5 protein-coding genes are annotated in these 18,572 nt (G+C 68.3%); 1 reads left to right on the top strand and 4 read right to left on the bottom strand.

What is annotated here, in order from left to right:
* Positions 1 to 31 precede the first annotated feature (31 nt).
* The 3 genes from KK141_RS20470 to fusA form a co-directional block, all read right to left on the bottom strand.
* On the bottom strand, positions 32 to 577 hold the full coding sequence (locus KK141_RS20470; protein WP_214572943.1) for a cytochrome b/b6 domain-containing protein: 546 nt from the start codon (positions 575 to 577) through the stop codon (positions 32 to 34).
* On the bottom strand, positions 577 to 1,662 hold the full coding sequence (locus tag KK141_RS20465; protein ID WP_214572942.1) for a catalase family peroxidase: 1,086 nt from the start codon (positions 1,660 to 1,662) through the stop codon (positions 577 to 579). Before KK141_RS20465 ends, KK141_RS20470 begins: the two co-directional genes overlap by 1 nt.
* 423 nt (positions 1,663 to 2,085) lie before the next feature.
* Positions 2,086 to 4,251 carry an elongation factor G gene (gene fusA / locus KK141_RS20460; protein ID WP_214572941.1) on the bottom strand — a complete coding sequence of 722 codons (2,166 nt, stop codon included), beginning with the start codon at positions 4,249 to 4,251 and terminating at the stop codon, positions 2,086 to 2,088.
* Between the two features lie 220 nt (positions 4,252 to 4,471).
* On the opposite strand from fusA, the gene fabV reads away from it, so the two are divergent.
* Complete coding sequence (gene fabV, locus KK141_RS20455) at positions 4,472 to 5,674, top strand: enoyl-ACP reductase FabV (RefSeq protein ID WP_214572940.1); 1,203 nt, start codon at positions 4,472 to 4,474, stop codon at positions 5,672 to 5,674.
* A 234-nt stretch (positions 5,675 to 5,908) separates the two neighbouring features.
* Here the strand turns inward: fabV and KK141_RS20450 are convergent, their stop codons facing one another.
* On the bottom strand, positions 5,909 to 18,307 hold the full coding sequence (locus KK141_RS20450) for an autotransporter-associated beta strand repeat-containing protein (protein ID WP_214572939.1): 12,399 nt from the start codon (positions 18,305 to 18,307) through the stop codon (positions 5,909 to 5,911).
* Positions 18,308 to 18,572 lie beyond the last annotated feature (265 nt).

The following is an 18,572-nucleotide window of genomic DNA, read 5'->3' as shown; positions in this document are numbered from 1 at the left end:
CATGGCCTCGCTCGATCCCGCACAAGCATCGTCAGCGACGCGGCCGCCAGCCCACCATGCTGCCCAGCACGCCGTCCCGGCGCACCAGTCCGTGATAGAGCGCGGCGCCCAGATGCGCGAGGAAAGTCACGAACAGCAGCACCGCCAGCCATGCATGCAGATGCCGCAGCACGGCGAATGCCGCGGCATTCGCCGGCAGGATCGAAGGCAGGCGCAGCGACGCGCTGAGCATCACCGGATACCCGCCCGCCGAAAGCATCGCCCAGCCGACCAGCGGCAAGGCCAGCATCAAGGCGTACAGCAACCAGTGCGAAGCGAGCGCCGCCCACTTCTGCAGCACGGGCAGATCGGCCGGCAGAGGCGGCGGCGGATGACGCCATCTCACGATGAGCCGCACCACCGCCAACACCAGGATCGCCACGCCCAGCGGCTTGTGCAGTTGCACCAGCCAGTCGTGGCGCTCGGAAACGGAAGCCACCATCCCCACGCCGATGAACAGCATCGCGATGATCAGGACAGCCATCAGCCAATGCAGCAGCCGCGCGGGCCACACGAACATATCGGTCGGGCGTGCCATCAGCGGGCCTCCTTCTTCGCGGTCGCGCTACCGGGGAGGTGCGCCTCTTCGCTGGTGCGGCGCAGGTACGAAGCGGCATAGGCCGCCGAACGCGCGGGCAGCAGCGGATCGTCCGAAGCCTGGATGCCGTCGGGCAGCACCAGCGGGTCGTAGTTGATGTCGCGGCAGGGGCCGCTGTCCTGCGGCTGGGTGGAGGTCAGCTCCAGCGTGCCGGCGTCGATTTCGCGGCGGCTCGCCGGCCACGTTTTGGTTGCATCGGAAGTTGGATCGCCGGGATCGGCCAGCGTCACCAGCAGATGCCAGCGCAAGGGAGCGGCCGCCAGGCGTTGCACCAGGTCAGCCGCAAGATAATCCTCGCCCTGCCCCGCGCTGCCGTCCGCCTTTGCCTCCGGCACCATCCGCCAGCGCACCGCATGATGCGCGCCCTGCGCGTCGACCAGCTCGAACGCGTTCAAGCTCCAGTAGCTGTCCACCGCATAGCTGGACGAAGGCTTCGCCGTCTTGACCCAGGCCAGGAACGCACCGGCCTCCGGATGCGCGCCGAAGAAAGCACCGACCTTGGCCTGGTCCGGCTTGCCGCTCGTCGGATCCGGCTGCTGCGCCTGCAGCAGTTCGTAGAAAGCCTGCGGCGTGGCCACCGGGAACACCGGCATGCTGTTCATGCCCGTGCGCCATTGCTGCCCGTTGGGCTGGGTCAGGCGCAGCGCCATGCTGCGGATCGGCGCGCTGCTGTCCGGCGCATAAGGATTGCCGCCGGGGATGGCGAAGCGCCCGACCACCGGCACCACACCCGGCGCGAACACCTGCGCCTTCGAATACGACTGCAAGGCGCCATTGCCGGTGAAGGTGCCCGCCACGCACACGCCCTTGGCGTGGTTGCGGCGATAGCCCGGATGCACGCCGGCATTGGACTGCAGCTGGTCGACCAGCTTCTGCGCCGTCAGCCGCCCCGGCGACAGCCAGCCACCCGCATAGCCCAGGCCCGCGGCCACCACCAGCGGTACGCCGGCGATCACCCCGTAGCGCCACCATCCACCCACTCGCCGCAGCACGCGGCGCAGCTCCCCATGTCCGTTCGATCCCATGACACCTGCCCCGTGGCTAGCCGACGATGCGCTGTTTTCGTAGGAACAAACCCGGAGGTTACTTCCTTAAGAAATATCTGCCTGCCTGACGGATGGCCGATGCCGCGGCGGCGGCTTGCGGCAGCGTCCATGGGCACGGCGTGAAATCCGCCGGAGAGCCTGGAATCCGGGCGCTGCGTCACGATTTCCAAAGCCGTGATGCAAGCCCCGTTCGCGCTGACGGCGCCTTCACGTTGTGCCCGGTATCTAGTCACCCGTCGGGACGGTCTTGACCCCCCTTTCAACCCTCCCGACAGGCTATTTCCCAACGGATGGCCTGGCCCCCGCAAGGGGGCCATTTTTATGGGCGCGATAAAAACCGGCGCCCAAAAAAAAACCGCCGGGCGAACCCGGCGGCTTTCTCGATCAGGCAAGGCGAAAGAATTACTTCGCGCCTTCCTTCTCCATCAGCTTCGCGACCATGCTGGCCGGCACTTCCTCATAGTGGTCGAATTCCATGGTGAAGGTGCCGCGGCCGCTGGTGGCCGAGCGCAGGAAGTTGATGTAGCCGAACATCTCCGCCAGCGGCACGAAGCCCTGCACGAAGGCGTTGGTGCCGCGCTGGCCCTGGTCGCTGATCGAACCGCGGCGGCGGTTGATGTCGCCGATCACGTCGCCGAGGTAGTCGGCTTCGGTGACCACTTCGAGCTTCATCACCGGCTCGAGCAGCTTCGGGTTGGACATCTTGTGCGCTTCGCGGAAGCAGGCCTTGCCGGCGATTTCGAACGCCAGCGCGGACGAGTCCACGTCGTGGTACTTGCCGTCGACCAGGCGCGCCTTGAAGTCGAGCACTTCGTAACCGGCCACCTGGCCTTCGCGCGACTCCACCGTCACCGCATGTTCCACCGCCGGGATGTACTCGCGCGGCACGCGGCCGCCGACGATCTCGTCGGAGAAGATCACGCCGCTGCCCGGCTCGCCCGGCTCGAAGATGATCTTCACTTCGGCGAACTGGCCCGAACCGCCGGACTGCTTCTTGTGCGTGTAGGTGTGCTCGATGGTCTTGCCGAACGCTTCGCGGAAGCTCACGCGCGGCTTGCCCATGCTGGCGTCGACGCCCAGCTCCGTGCGCATGCGGTCGATGGTGATTTCAAGGTGCAGCTCGCCCATGCCCTTGAGCACGGTCTCGCCGGTTTCCTTGTCCACTTCGAGCTTCAGCGACGGGTCGGCCTTCACCATCTTGTAGAGGGCGGAGGACAGCTTGTCGATGTCGTTGCGGTTCTTCGGCTCCACCGCCACGCTGATCACCGGGTCGGGGAAGCGCATGCGCTCCAGCAGCACCGGATGGGCCGGATCGGTGAGCGAGTCGCCGGTCTCGGTTTCCTTCAGCGAGACGAAGGCGCAGATGTCGCCGGCGCGCACTTCCTCGATGTCCTTGGTGGCATTGGCCTGCACTTCCACGATGCGGCCGATGCGCTCCTTCTTGCCGCGGGTGACGTTCTGCAGGGTGTCGCCCTTCTTGATCACGCCGGAGTAGATGCGGCAGAAGGTCAGGCTGCCGAACTGGTCGTTGATCACCTTGAAGGCCAGCAGGCGCGCCGGAGCGTCGTCCACCACGCCCTGTTCGCCGACCACGTGGCCGTCTTCGTCCACCAGCGCGATGCCGCCGTTCTCGCCCGGGTAGGGCATGTAGTCGACCACGGCGTCCAGCAGCTGCTGCACACCCTTGTTGCGGTAGGAGGAGCCGCAGAACACCGGCACCAGCTTGCCGCTGACGCAGCCCTTGCGGATCGCCTTCTTCAGCAGTTCCAGGCTGAAATCGCCGCTCTTGACGTAGGTTTCCACATCGCCCGCGTGCAGCAGCTTGTCGAAAGCCTCGTCGTCCATCTCCAGCGCGCGCTCGATGGTTTCCTCGTGCAGCTTGGCCAGGTTGGCCACCCACTCGCGGTCGCCGGTGGAGCTGAACTGGCACTTCGGATGGCTGGCGACCTGGTCCAGCGGGACGCTCTCCCAGGTGCTGTCCTTGTCGTCGCCCTGCCAGATGTAGGCCAGGCCGGTGACGAGGTCGGCCATGCCGATGAACTCGTCGTTGCTGCCGAGCGGCACCTGGCACAGCAGCGCATTGGCGCCCAGGCGGTTCTTGATGCCCTCGACGGCGTGCTTAAAGTTCGCGCCGATGCGGTCCATCTTGTTGACGTAGCACATGCGCGGCACGTTGTACTGGTCGGCCAGGCGCCAGTTGGTCTCGGTCTGCGGTTCCACGCCGGCCACGCCGTCGAACACCACCACGGCGCCGTCGAGCACGCGCAGGCTGCGGTTCACTTCGATGGTGAAGTCCACGTGCCCGGGGGTATCGATCACGTTGATCTGGTGGCCCTTCCACTCGGTCGACACGGCAGCCGACTGGATGGTGATGCCGCGCTTGCGCTCCTGCTCCAGATAGTCGGTGGTGGTGGAGCCCTTGCCGTCCTTGGTGTCGTGCACGTCGACGATCTGGTGCTTCTTGCCCGTGTAGTACAGGACGCGTTCGGTGGTGGTGGTCTTGCCCGCGTCGATGTGGGCGATGATGCCGATGTTGCGGTAGAGCGAAAGCGGTTTTTGGCGAGGCATACGGCCGTCCGGGTTGGTTGGATGGGAAGTAGGAATGGGAAAGCGGGGGGCTAAACCTGGAGATTCTAATGGGTTATGGCTACCGGTGGAAAACGTGCGGCAAGCCCTAGCCGGCCAGGCCGGGTCCCGGACCCGCCCGAACCTACGTGCCAGTACGGGTAAAACGGCGCCATTTGGCTAAAATGCCCCGCTTTCACGCCCCAAGACGGACCCGAGACTCGTGATCATCAACCCCAAGATCCGCGGCTTCATCTGCGTCACCGCCCACCCCACCGGCTGCCGCCAGAACGTGCTGGAGCAGATCGGCATCACCCGCCAGGCGGGCGCCGCCGCCCCGGCCGGCCCCAAGCGGGTGCTGGTGCTGGGCGCCTCCACCGGCTACGGGCTGGCCTCGCGCATCGCGGCGGCATTCGGTTTCGGGGCCGCCACCCTGGGCGTGTTCTTCGAGAAGCCCTCCAGCGAGAGCAAGCCCGGCACCGCCGGCTGGTACAACGCCTGGGCCTTCGACGAGGCGGCCAAGCAGGCCGGCCTGTACAGCAAGTCGATCAACGGCGACGCCTTCGCCAACGAGACCCGCCAGCGGGCCATCGAGATCATCAAGAACGAGATGGGCGGCCCGATCGACCTGATCGTCTATTCGCTGGCCTCGCCCGTGCGCAAGCTGCCGGATACCGGCGAAGTGGTGCGCTCGGCCCTCAAGACCGTGGGCGAAACCTTTACCGCCACCTCGGTCAACACCGACAAGGACGAGGTGATCCAGGCCACGGTGGAATCGGCCACCGAGCAGGAGATCAAGGACACCGTCACCGTGATGGGCGGCGAGGACTGGGCGCTGTGGATCGACGCCCTCAGCCAGGCCGGCGTGCTCGCACCGGAAGCCAAGACCATCGCCTACAGCTACGTGGGCACCGAGATCACCTGGCCGATCTACTGGCACGGCACCCTGGGCAAGGCCAAGCAGCACCTGGACAACACCGCCCGCGAGCTGCGCCAGCGCCACCCCGGCCTGGACGCCCGCGTCGGCGTGATGAAGTCGGTGGTGACCCAGGCCAGCGCGGCGATCCCGGTCATTCCGCTGTATGTGTCCCTGGCCTTCCGCATCATGAAGGAGAAGGGCATCCACGAAGGCTGCATCGAGCAGGCCAACCGCCTGCTGCGCGAATTCATGTACCGCGCCGACGGCAAGCCCGCCCCGCTGGACGGCGAAGGCCGCCTGCGCCTGGACGACTGGGAGCTGCGCGACGACGTGCAGCAGGCCTGCAAGGCCCTGTGGCCGACCGTGACCACCGCCAACCTGAAGCAGATCACCGATTACGAAGGCTTCAAGGCGGAGTTCCAGAAGCTGTTCGGCTTCGGGCGCAAGGACGTGGACTACGCGGCGGAGGTCAATCCGGACGTGCACTTCGACGTGGTGCAGCCCTAAACGAAGGAACCCCTTCTCCCCTTCGGGGAGTACGCGGGGAGGGCACATGGATGTGCCCGGCTTTGAGGAGCGAGGAAGGTGGCGGCAGCCGGATGAGGGGCGGGTGCTCGCGGTAATGTTTCTACCGAGCGAGCAAGAGCTTTTGAGCTTGTAACAACCCTCCGCTCATCGCTCCGCCCGGCCCCTCACCCCAACCCTCTCCCCGGAGGGGAGAGGGGGCACAAGCGGCGGCGCTCAGCCGTCGCACAGCGGCTCGGCCGCCGCGGGCTTCGGCTTGGCCGGTACCGCCCTCTTCTTTTTCACCACCACCGCCGGCTTGGCGCCCGTGCCCGGCGCCGGCACGTGGCGCGGCCCCGTGCGCTTGCTCTTGGCGATCGCGGCTTTCTTGGCGCCCGCCGCTGCGCGCGGCTTGCACTTGCCGAGCGGGGCGTCGTCCGCAGCCGCCGGCTTGGCGGCCTCGGCAGCGCCCGCTCCTGCAGCGGCCAGAGCAGCCCCGGCAACGATCGGCGCGGCCTTGTCGCCACGCGAGGACGGATCGTCCGCCGCAGGCACCGCCGCCGGCACGGCAGCAGCCGCAGGAGCCAGCGGCGCCGCCGGCAACGCATCCATCCGTCGCGCGCTCGCCGCCATCGCCGCGGCCGGCGCGGCAAAGCTCCAGCGCACGCCCAGGTTGGCGGCGTGGCTGTCGCCGCGGCTGGCGATATCGGCGGTGTAATAGAAGTAGGTGCTGGCCTGCGGCGAGATGTCGAAGCTGAAGCCGGCGCCTGCCTGCCAGTGATTGCTCACGCCGGGCGTGCCGTGCACGGCGAAGCCCACGTCCGGTGCGCCGGCGAAGGCCACGCTGGTGGTGGCATCCGAATCGGCACGCGTGTCGTGCAGATAGCGCAGCAGGAAGATCGGATGGATCTGCGTGCCATTGGCCTGCTTCGCAAAATCGCCGATCACGCGCAGGCCCGCACCGTAGGCCATGCTGCTGGCGCGCGAGCGGCCCACCGCGAGGTTGGCATCGCCCGCGCCCTGCTCGGTAAAGGCGTCGTACTTCACCTTGGCGTAGTAGGCGCCGACGAAGGGCTCCAGATGCCACGCGCCGGTGTTGAAGCGATAGCCGCCTTCCAGTCCGGCATTGAGCGACTTGCCGTCGTAGCGCGAGCTGGCGCGCGAGTCGAACAGCGGCCCGACCTGGATGCTGCGGTCGCCGCTGGCACGCTGCCAGCCGTACGAAGCCGCGCCCTCCACCCACCACTGCTCGACCGGCATGTACAGCGTATGCAGGCCCACCGTGTACTGGTCGATATCGACCCGGTCGCGGCGGCTGTCCACCTGCGTGCGCGAATTGCCGAAGCTCGCGTGCGCGCCCAGGCGTAGATCGGAACCGAGCGTGGTATCCGCGCCGACGATCACGCCGCGGATGCGGTAGTCGGTCTCGGCAACGCCATTGCTCGCATCGCGGCTGGAACTGTACGTGTACGGTTCCGCCCACACCGCCGTGCCCTGCTCGCCGGTATCGCGCGCCAGCTTCAGCCGATGGAACACGGTATCGAGCAGCTGGCCCTGGCCGTTGAGTTCGTAGCGCGTGGACGAGGCATAGGTCTCACCGGTCAGCGTGTCGAACGAACCGATCACCTGGTCGTTGGTGAGGCCGCGTGCGTAGCCGAGCAAGGTGGTCAGGCGCTGCGGCGTCTGCTGCGAAATCGTCTGCAGCGCACCCGCCATCGCCACCTGGTTGGATGACAGCCCCGGGTACTGGTTGAACGGCGTGCCGGTGGGCGCGCCGCTGCCGGCCTGGGTCAGCGTCAGCAGCACCGCGTTGCCCTGCGTGGTCACGCTGGCGGAGAGGAAGGGCAGCAGGTTCTGCACCACGCTCGCGTAGCTGCCGCTCAGTCCGCCGGTGGCGTTGAGGATGGTGTAGGTGGTGGTCGGCGCGTAGGAGCCGGCCGCCGGCAGCGCCACCAGCTGGCCGCCCAGCGTGGCCGCGCCATTGACCTGCACGTGGTCGCTGGTGCCCGCCGCGGTGGCGCGGATGTCGGTGATCGCACTGCCGCCGCTGTTCAAGCCGCCCAGCGTGATGGTGCTGCCCGCCGCACCGCTGCCACCAGCCATGCCACCTGCGCCGGGCAGGCCGCTCGGTGCCAGCGTGCCGTTCAAGGTGACGTTGCCGCCGACCGTACCGCTACCGATCAGCGCACCGCCATTGGCGATCGTCGCCGGGCCGCCCAGGCTGCCGTTGCTGTTCACCACCAGGTTGCCGCCCACCGTGCTGCCGCCGGCAAAGCTCGCCGCGGTGCCGCCGGCGATGCCGAGTGTGCCGCCCGCACCGACGTTGAGGTTGTCGATGTTGTTGAACGTGCCGGAAGGCAGCGTCGCCTCGCCGGTGCCGGTGAGGTTGACCGCGGTGCCAGCGCCCTGCCCGTTCACCGTGCCGGTGATGCCGCCCAGCGCGCCGTAGCCCACGTTCACCGCGCTGCCGGCGCCCAGGTTGAGCGTGCCGGCCAGCGCACCGTTCACCGTCGCGCTGCTGCCGCTGCCCTGCAGGTTGGCGGTGGCGCCGGTGCCGACGCTGATGCCGCCGCTGTACGGCGAGGTGGCGGTCAGCGTGCCGCCGTTCACCGCCAGCGAACCGCCGAAGCCGCCCAGCGCACCGCCGAGGGTGAGCGTGCCGCTGCCTTGCTTGTCCAGCGTGCCGGTGCCGGTGAGGCTGCCGTTGAGGCCAAGATCCGTCGCGCCCTGCACGGTGAGTCCGTTGCCGCCGATGCTGACGTTGTTGGCGAGCGTCACCGCGGCACTGGATTGCAGCGAGCCGCCGTTGGCGGTCAGCGCACCGGTGCCCAGCGCAGTGGCATTGCCCACCACCAGGTTGCCGCCGCCAAGCGTGACGCCGCCGGTGAAACTATTGGCGCCGTTCAAGGTGACCGGCGCCGTGCCGCCCACGTTCACCGCGCCGCTGCCGGAAAGCGTGCCGCCCAGCGTCAGCGCCTGCGCACCGCCGAGGTTGAGCGCGGCGCCGAGCGTGACGTCGTTCGCCACAGTGAGCGGCCCGGTCGCATCGAGCGTGGTGGCACCGGCGACGTTGAGCGCACCCGTGCCGAGGGCGTTGGCATTGCCGAGAACGACGCTGCCGCCGTTGCTCGTCAACCCGCCGGTGAAGGTATTGGCGCCACCCAAGGTGAGCGTGGACGCACCGTCCTTGACCAGATTGCCGGCGCCGCTGATCGCGCCATTGAGCGTGAGCGCGCCGCCCGCACCCGGCAGCGTCAGCGTGGTGCCGCCGCCGAGGGCGATGGCATTGCCCACCGAGACCGGAGCCGATGCATCGAGCGTGGCCGCGCCATTGACCGTGAGCGTGCCGCTGCCGAGCGCGTTGTTGTTGCCCAGCAGAACGCCACCGCCGTTGAGCGTGACGCCACCCGTGAAGGTATTGGCGCCACCCAGCGTAAGCGTGGATGCGCCGTCCTTCACCAGGCTGCCGCTGCCGCTGACCACGCCGCCGAGATTCACCGCGCCGCCGGCGCCTGGCAAGGTCAGCGTGGCGCCGCCATTGAGCGCGACGTTGTTGGCGACGTTGAGCGCCGCGGTCGCATCGAGCGTGGCCGCGCCGTTGACCGCAAGCGCACCGGTGCCCAAGGCGTTCGCGCTGCCGACGATCAAGCCGCCCGCGTTGAGCGCAACGCCGCCGGTGAAGCTGTTGTTGCCGGACAGCGTCTCCACCCCGCTGCCGTTCTTCACCAGGCTGCCGGTACCGCTGATGGTTCCGCCAAAGGTCTGGTTGCTGGCATCGCCGAAAGCCAAGGCGTTCGCACCCAGATTGATGCCACCACCCGCACCGCTGAGTGCACCGATGGTCTGCGCACCGCCAGCCGCGCTGAGATCCAGCACGCCGGTGCCGTTGAGCGTGACCGCACCCGTCGCCGCCAGGCTGCCGCCGGCACCCAGAGCCAGGGTGCCGGTATTGATCGTGGTGCCGCCGGTGTAGGTGTTGGCGCCGTTCAAGGTCAGCGTGGCGTTGCCATCCTTGACCAGGCTGCCGCTGCCGCTTACCGCGCCGTTCAAGCTCAGCGCGCTGCCGCCGAGCACGTCGAGCGCGGCGCCCGCACCGAGCGTGACGCCATTGGCCAGCGCGATCGGGCCGCTCGCATCCAGCGTCGCGGAAGCACCCACGTTGAGCGCACCGGTACCGAGCGCCGCGTTGTTGCCCACCACCAGGCCGCCGCCGTTGAGCGTCACGCCACCGCTGAAGGTGTTGGCGCCGGACAGCGTCTGCACGCCGGTGCCGTTCTTGATCAACCCGCCGCTGCCGTTGATGGCGCCGGCGAACACGGTGCTGGCCGCGCCGCCGAGCGTGAGGTTGGCGGCGCCCAGGTTGACGGTGCCGCCGGTGCCGGCCAGCGCGCCGATGGCCTGGTTGCCTGCCGCGCCGATATCGAACGTACCGGTGCCACCGAGCGTCACCGTGCCGGCTGCGCTGAGGCTGCCGCCTGCGCCGAGCGCCAAGGTGCCGGCATTAATGGTGGTGCCGCCGACATAGCTGTTGGCGCCGGTCAGCGTCAGCGTCGCCGCACCGTCCTTGATCAAACCGCCGGTGCCGCCGATCGCTCCGCTCAAGGTGAGTGCATTGCTGCCCACCACGTCGAGGTTGGCGTTGAGGTTGACCGCATTGGCGAGGTTCAAGCTCGTGGTGTTGTCGAGCGTCGCCGCGCCATTGACCGTCAGCGCGCCGCTGCCCAGCGCACCGGCATTGCCCACGCTGAGCCCTCCCGCATTGAGCGCCACGCCGCCGGTAAACGTATTGGCCCCGCTCAGCGTCTGCACGCCGGCGCCGTTCTTGATCAGGCTGCCGCTGCCGGAGATCGTGCCGGCGAAACTCGTATTGCTCACGCCGTTCAAGGTGAGCGCGTTGCCGCCCAGGCTGACCGTGGTGCCCGCACTGCCCGCGAGCGAACCGATCGCCTGGTTGCCGCCCGCGCTGATATCGAAGGCGGCGCCGGGATTGATCAGCGCGACGGCACCCGTTGCCGCCAGGCTGCCGCCCGCGCCGATGGCCAGCGTGCCCGCATTGATCGTGGTGCCGCCGGTATAGGTGTTGGTGCCGGTCAGCGTCTCGGTGCCCGCGCCATCCTTCACCAGGCTGCCGCTGCCGGCGATGCCGCCGCTGAAGGTGCCGTTGGTGGCGCCGCCGACATGCAGCGTATTGGCGCCCATGTTCACCGTGCCGCCACCGGTGAGCGTGCCGAACACCTGCGTGCCGTTGCCGGCGGAGAGATCGAAGGTGGCACCGGTGGCCACGTTGACGATGCCGCCCGCATTGAGGCTTGCACCCGCGCCCAGCGCCAGGATGCCGCTGTTGATCAGCGTGCCGCCGCTGTAGGTGTTGGCGCCGTTCAAGGTCAGCGTCGCCGCGCCTTCCTTGGTCAGGCTGCCGAGGCCGCTGAGGTTGCCATTGAGCGTGAGCGCATTGCTGCCGCCCACGGTCAACCCGGCATTGAGCACGATGTTGTTGGCGAGGGTGACGGCGTTGTTCGCATCCAGCGTGGCCGCGCCGGCCACGGTGAGCGTGCCGGTGCCGAGCGCGGTATTGCTGCCCACGATCAGGCCGCCATCCACCAGCGCCACGCCGCCGCTGAACGTGTTGTTGCCGGACAAGGTCTGCGTGCCCGTGCCGGTCTTGAACAAGCCGCCGGTGCCGCCGATGGTGCCGGCGAAGGTCTGATTGCTGGCATCGCCGAAGGTCAGCGTGTTGGCACCGAGATTGACGCTGCCGGAAGCGCCGGCCAGCGAGCCGATGGTCTGGTTGCCGCCCGCGGAGATATCGAAGCTGCCGGTGCCGCCGAGCGTCACCGCTCCGTTGGCGGCGAGGCTGCCGCCCGCGCCGATCGCCAGCACGCCCGACTGGATATTCGTGCCACCGGTATAGGTGTTGGCGCCGGTGAGCGTGAGCGTGGATCCGCCATTCATGGTCAGGCTGCCGGCACCGGAAATCACGCCGCCCAGCGTCAGCGCGCCACCGCCTTGCACGGTGAGGCCGGCGCCCAGCGTCACGTTGTTGGCGAGGCTGATATTGCCGTTGGCGGCCAGCGTGCCGGCGCCGTTGACGCTGAGCGCGCCGGTGCCCAGTGCCGCGTTGTTGCCGACCACCAGGCCGCCCGCATTGAGCGCGACGCCGCCGCTGAACGTGCTGGTGCCGTTCAGCGTCTGGATGCCCGCGCCGTTCTTGATCAGACCGCCGGTACCACCGATCGCGCCATCGAAACCCGCATCGACCGCACCACCCAGCGTCAACGTATTGCCGCCCAGGTTCACCGAGCTGCCGGCCACGCCGGACAGCGTGCCGATCGCCTGGTTGCCGCCCGCGCTGATATCGAACGCCGTGCCCGCATTGACCAGCGACACCGCTCCATTCGCCGCGAGGCTGCCGCCCGCGCCCAGTGCCAGCGTGCCGCCGCTGATCGTGGTGCCGCCCGTGTAGGTGTTGGCGCCGGTGAACGTTTCCACGCCCGCACCGATCTTCACCACGCCGCCGCTGCCGGCGATGCCGCCGCTGAAGGTGCCGTTGGTGGCGCCGCCGACATTGAGCGTGTTGGCGCCCATGTTCACCGTGCCGCCACCGGTCAGCGTGCCGAAGGTCTGCGTGCCGTTGCCGGCCGACAGATCGAACGTAGCGCCGACCGCGACATTCACCGTGCCGCTGCCCGCAAGGCTGGCACCCGCGCCCAGCGCCAGCGTGCCGCTGTTGATGACAGTGCCGCCGAGATAGCTGTTGGCGCCGTTCAAGGTCAGCGCGGCCGCGCCGTTCTTGATCAGGCCACCGGTGCCGCTGAGGTTGCCATTGAGGGTGAGCGCGTTGCTGCCGCCGAAGGTCAGGTCGGCATTGAGCAGCATGCTGTTGGCGAGCGTGAGGGCCGTGGTTGCATCGAGCGTGGCGGCGCCACCTACCGTGAGCGTGCCGGTGCCGAGCGCGGTGTTGCTGCCCAGGCTGAGTCCACCCGCATTGAGCGCGATGCCGCCGGTAAACGTGTTGTTGCCCGACAAGGTCTGCGTACCGGCGCCAAGCTTGATCAAGCCGCCGGTGCCGCCGATGGCGCCAGCGAAGTTGCCGCTGCCCGCGCCGCCCAAGCTCAGCGTGTTGGCGCCGAGATTGACGCTGCCGCTGGCGCCGGCGAGCAGGCCGATGGTCTGGTTGCCGCCGCCGGAGATATCGAACAAACCCGTGCCGCCTAGCGTAACGGTGCCAGTCGAACTGAGGCTGCCGCCGGTGCCCAATGCCAGCGTGCCCGCATTGATCGTGGTGCCGCCGGTAAACGTATTGGCGCCGGTCAGCGTAAGCGTGGAAGCGCCATTCATGGCGAGGCTGCCGGCGCCGGAAAGCACGCCGCCCAGCGTGAGCGCACCGTTGCCCAGCACGTTCAAACCGACGCCGGCGCCGAGACCGATCGTGTTGGCCAGGCTGATATTGCCGTTGGCGGCAAGCGAAGCGTTGCCACCGAGCGTGAGCGCACCCGTGCCCAGCGCCGCATTGTTGCCAACCACCAGGCCACCGGCGTTGAGCGTAAGTCCACCGCTGAAGGTGCTGGCTCCGCCAAGCGTCTGGATACCGGCGCCGTTCTTGATCAAGCCACCGGTGCCTGCGATGGCGCCGCTGAAATCCGCATCGACGGCGCCGCCCAGCGTGAGCGCATTCGCGCCCAGGTTCACCGTGCTGCCCGCGATGCCGGCCAGCGATCCGATCGCCTGGTTGCCGCCGGCACCGATATCGAAAGCCGCACCCGCGCCGGCAAGATTCACCGCGCCATTCGCGGCCAGGCTGCCGCCGGCACCCAGGGCCAGGGTGCCGGCATTGATGGTGGTGCCGCCGAGATAGGTATTGGCGCCGGTGAGCGTGGTGATGCCCGCACCCAGCTTCACGATGCCGCCGTTGCCGCTGATTCCACCGCCGAAACTCAGGTTGGCGGCGCCACCCAGGCCAAGATTGTGCGTGCCGAGCAGGATGCTGCTGCCCGCGACGCCGGACAGATCGCCGATCACCTGATCGGTGCCGGTCGCGGAAAGATCGAGGCTTGCGCCAGCAGCGGCAAGGTTCAATGCACCGGTCGCAGCGAGACTGCCGTTCGCACCCAGGGCGATGGTGCCGGCGTTGATGGTGGTGCCACCGGTGAAGGTGTTGGCGGCATTGAGGGTGATCGACGCGGCACCGTTCTTTACCAGCGCACCGGCGCCGGAGATCGCGCCGTTGAAGCTCAGCGGCTGGCCGCCGATCAGGTTGAGCGTGCCACCCGCACCGAGATTCACCGCGTTGCCCAGCGACAATGCGGCCGTACCGTCCAGCGTGACGTTGCCGCCGACGCTCAAGGCGCCGGTGCCCAGCGCCGCGCCATTGCCGAGCAGCAGGCCGCCCGCATTCAGAGCGACGCCGCCCGTGAAATTGTTCGCGCCGGTCAGCGTCTGGATGCCGGCGCCGACTTTCACCAGTCCACCGGCGCCGGTGATCAGGCCGCCATAGGTCTGGCTGGTGGCGTTGCCGAGCGTCAAGGTCTGCGCACCGAGATTGACGGTGCCGCCCAGACCGGCCAGCGAGCCGATGGTCTGGTTCGCGCCGCCGCTCAGATCGAACGTCGCACCGGTGGCAAGCGACACATCGAGGTTCGCGCTGAGGCTGCCGCCCGCACCCATCGCCAGCGTGCCCGCATTGATCGCCAGCCCGCCGCTGAAAGTGTTGGCGCCGTTCAAGGTCAGCACCGAACCGCCGCTCTTGATCAGGCCGCCCGCACCGGTGAGTCCACCGTTGAACACCAGCGGCTGGCCGCCAAGCACGTTGAGCGAAGCACCCGCGCCCAGCGTGATCGCATTGCCCAGCGTCAATCCGGCCGAAGCATCGAGCGTGGCATTGCCACCGACGTTCAAAGCGCCCGTACCCAGCGCCGCAGCGTTGCCCACCAGCAAGCCGCCCGCATTGAGCGCAAGACCGCCGCTGAACGTGTTCGCGCCGTTCAAGGTGAGCAGCGCGCCGCCGTTCTTCACCAGCGCACCGGTGCCACCGATCGCGCCGTTGAAGGTAAGCGGCTGGCCGCCAAGCAGGTTGAGCGTGCCGCCCGCGCCGAGATTCACCGCATTGCCCAGCGACAAGGCAGCCGTGCCATCCAGCGTGACATTGCCGCCGACGCCGAGCGTGCCGGTGCCAAGCGCGGCACCGTTGCCGAGCAGCAACCCGCCCGCATTCAGTGCAAGACCACCGCTGAAGGTGTTGGCGCCGGTGAGCGTCTGGATGCCGGCGCCGACTTTCACCAGGCCGCCGGTACCGGCGATAAGGCCGCCGAAGCTCTGGCTGGTCGCATTGCCCAGCGTCAGCGTCTGCGCGCCGAGATTGACGGTGCCGCCGAGGCCGGCCAGCGTGCCGATGGTCTGGTTCGCGCCGCCGCTCAAGTCGAACGTGCCACCGGCGGCGAGCGAAACATTGACGTTGGCCGTCAGGCTGCCGCCTGCACCCATCGCCAGCGTGCCGGCATTGATCGCCAGGCCGCCGCTGAAATCGTTCGCGCCGTTCAAGGTCAGCAGGCCGGCACCGCTCTTGATCAAGCCGCCCGCGCCGGTGAGTCCGCCGTTGAACACCAGCGGCTGTCCGCCAAGCACGTTGAGCGAACCGCCTGCGCCGAGGCTGATCGCATTGCCCAGCGACAAGCCGGCCGATGCATCGAGCGTGACATTGCCACCCACGCCGAGCGTGCCCGTACCCAAGGCGCCCGCATTGCCCAGCAGCAATCCGCCACCGTTGAGCGCAAGACCGCCGCCGAAGGTGTTCGCGCCATTCAAGGTGAGCAGCGCAGCGCCGGTCTTCACCAGCGCGCCGGCACCGGAGATCACGCCATTGAAGGTGAGCGGTTGGCCACCCAGCAGATTGAGCGTGCCACCCGCGCCGAGGTTGACCGCATTGCCAAGCGACAAGGCAGCGGTGCCATCCAGCGAAACGTTGCCACCCACGCTGAGCGCGCCGGTACCCAGCGCGGCGCCATCGCCGAGCAGCAGGCCGCCCGCATTCAAAGCCACGCCGCCGCCGAACGTGCTGGCACCGGCCAGGGTCTGAATACCCGTGCCCAGCTTCACCAGTCCGCCGCTGCCCGCGATGTTGCCGGCGAAGCTGGTGTCGCCCAGGCCGTTGAGGGTGAGCGTATGCGCGCCGAGATTGACCGAACCGCCGAGACCCGCGAGCGAACCGATCGCCTGATCGGTGCCCGCGCCAGAAAGATCGAGATTGGTTCCGGCCGAAAGCGTGATGCCCGCGCTCGGCGACAGACTGCCGCCAGCGCCCAGCGCCAGCGTGCCGCCGAGAATGGAAAGGCCGCCGGTCAAGCTGTTCGCACCGCCGAGCGTCAGCGTCGAAGCGCCGCTCTTCAGCAAACTGCCCGCGCCGGAAAGACTGCCATTCAACGTGAGCGCATTGCTGCCGAGCAGATTCAAGGAACCGCCGCCGCCGATCGCAATGGCGTTGTTCAAGGCGAACGCGCCGGAGGTGTCGAGCGTGGCGGTGCCTCCGACATTCAAGGCACCGGTGCCGAGCGCACCGGCATTGCCCAGCAACAGGCCGCCGCCATTGAGCGCAAAGCCGCCGCTGAAGGTGTTGGCGCCATTCAAGGTGAGCAGCGCGCTGCCGCTCTTGGCCAGGCCGCCAGCGCCGGCAATCAATCCATTGAAGCTGAGCGCCTGCCCTCCGAGCAGGCTGAGCGTGCCGCCTGCTCCGAGGTTTACTGCGTTGCCCAGCGACAAACCCACGGAAGCATCGAGCGTCGCGTTGCCGCCCACGTTCAACGCGCCGGTGCCGAGCGCACCGCTGTCGCCGAGCATCAAGCCGCCGGCATTGAGCGACAGGCCACCGGTAAAAGTGTTCGCGCCATTCAAGGTGAGCAGCGCACTGCCGTTCTTCGCCAGCGCGCCGCTGCCGCCGATCAAGCCATTGAAGCTCAGCGCCTGGCCGCCCAGCAGATTGAGCGAGGTGCCGGCGCCGAGATTCACCGCATTGCCCAGCGAAAGGCCAAGCGACGCATCGAGCGTCGCATTGCCGCCGACGTTCAACGCACCGGTGCCCAGCGCACCGCCATTGCCCAGCATCAAGCCGCCGGCATTGAGCGTCAGGCCACCGCTGAAACTGTTGGCGCCATTCAAGGTGAGCAAGGCGCCGCCGCCCTTCACCAAGCCGCCGGTACCGCTCATCGCTCCGTTGAACACCAGCGGCTGCCCACCGAGCAGATTGAGCGTGCCACCCGCGCCGAGGTTGACGGTATTGCCGAGCGACAAGGCCACCGAGGCATCGAACGAAACATTGCCACCCACGCTCAGCGCACCGCTGCCCAGTGCGGAACCGTTCGCCAGCACCAGGCCGCCCGCGTTGAGCGCGACGCCGCCGCCGAAGGTATTGGCGCCGGACAGCGTGATCGGCAAAGTCGTATTGATCGCCAGACCGCCCGTGCCGGAAAGCACGCCGCCAAAACCGAAGTTGTTCGCGCCGCCGAGCGTGAGGCTGCCGTTGAGCGCCACGTTGTTGCCCAGCGACAAGCCCGCGGTGGACGAAGCCAGCGCGCCGCCGTTGACCGTGAACGAGCCGCTGCCGAACACGTTGGCGTTGTCGAAATTGATCAGGCCATCGTTTAGCGTGGCATCGGCGCTGACCAGCGCGCCCTGCAGGTTCCAGGTGCCGCTGTGCACGGTCAGGTGCTGGAAACCGAGATAACCGGTGGCGCCGATGGTGGTGATCGCACCGCCGGTACCCGAACCGGGGCCTGCGGCGGAGTTCTGCAACACCAGCGAGTTGTTCGCACCGGTGCCCGCGCCGACCGTACCAGCCGCGGCCAGCTTCACGCCGGTGACGCCGGTCATCACGCCGGCAATCGCCGTGCCGCCCGAAGCGTTGACGCTGGAACCCGACACCGCGGTGAAGGTGCTGCCGGCGGCCGAGTCACCCAAATAGATGCTGCCGTTGACGGTGCCGGCATTGAGAAACGTATTGCTGCCGCTGGTCGCCGTGCCCAGGCCGATGCGGCCGGTGATGGTGCCGGTATTGGTGAGGTTGGCGTTGGCGCCGCCATAGGTGACCACCGCGCCCGCGTCGGCGGTGTTGCCGGCGCCGAGCAGCGACATGCCGATGGTGCCGGCGTTGGCGATGGTGGTGGTGCCGCCCGCGCCGTTCTGCACGGTCAGCGCCTGTCCGCCGAAACCGAACAGCGTGGCGATGTTGAACATGCCGCGCATCGAACCGCCGGCCAGGTTGTTCACCGCGATGGTGTTGGCGGAAGCGTTGCCGAGCACCGAGCCGGCCATCACCAGCGACAGGCCCGCGCTGTTGGTGGTGGGGTCGATCGTGCCCTGGTTGTTGAGCGTGATGCCGTTGCCGGTGAGGGTGAGCGAGTTGCCGCCGACGATCGGCGGCGAGCTGAGCACCGCGCCGGTCTGCACGTTCACCGTGACATTGGCCGTGCTGTTGGAAAAATTGTTGGTGCTGGAACCGGTGGCGCAGGTGATGGTGGTGCCGGCGGTGGTGCACGCGGCAAACGCCGCGCCGGTGGTGAACGGCAGCGCGATCACCGGCGCCAGCGCGAGCAGGATGCTTTGGACCAGGGGGCGGCGGCCGAAGCGGCCGGAACGATGCACCTGCATGACGGTTTCTCCTTTGCACGGATGGGCACGCACCGCAGCCGCCATCGGTCCGCGCAGGCGCGCGGACGCACGGCGACGCGCCGCCCCGCGGGCGGCGGATCGAATCAGATGAAAATCAGGAATCCCCTTCCGCGCGGTTTACGCGGGATGCGGGCCTGGTGGCGACGCCGGGGGAGGCCCATCGCGATGGGATGAGCCGCGGCGATAGCTGGAACGAAGCACCTGCATGACAGCCTCCTTACCGATAGGCACCGCACCGTTGCCA

It is taken from the genome of Dyella sp. LX-66, from assembly GCF_018599165.1.
Classification (GTDB): Bacteria; Pseudomonadota; Gammaproteobacteria; order Xanthomonadales; family Rhodanobacteraceae; genus Dyella_D; species Dyella_D marensis.
Note: the sequence above shows the minus strand (reverse complement) of the source record. Positions and strands in the feature narration are given on the sequence as shown.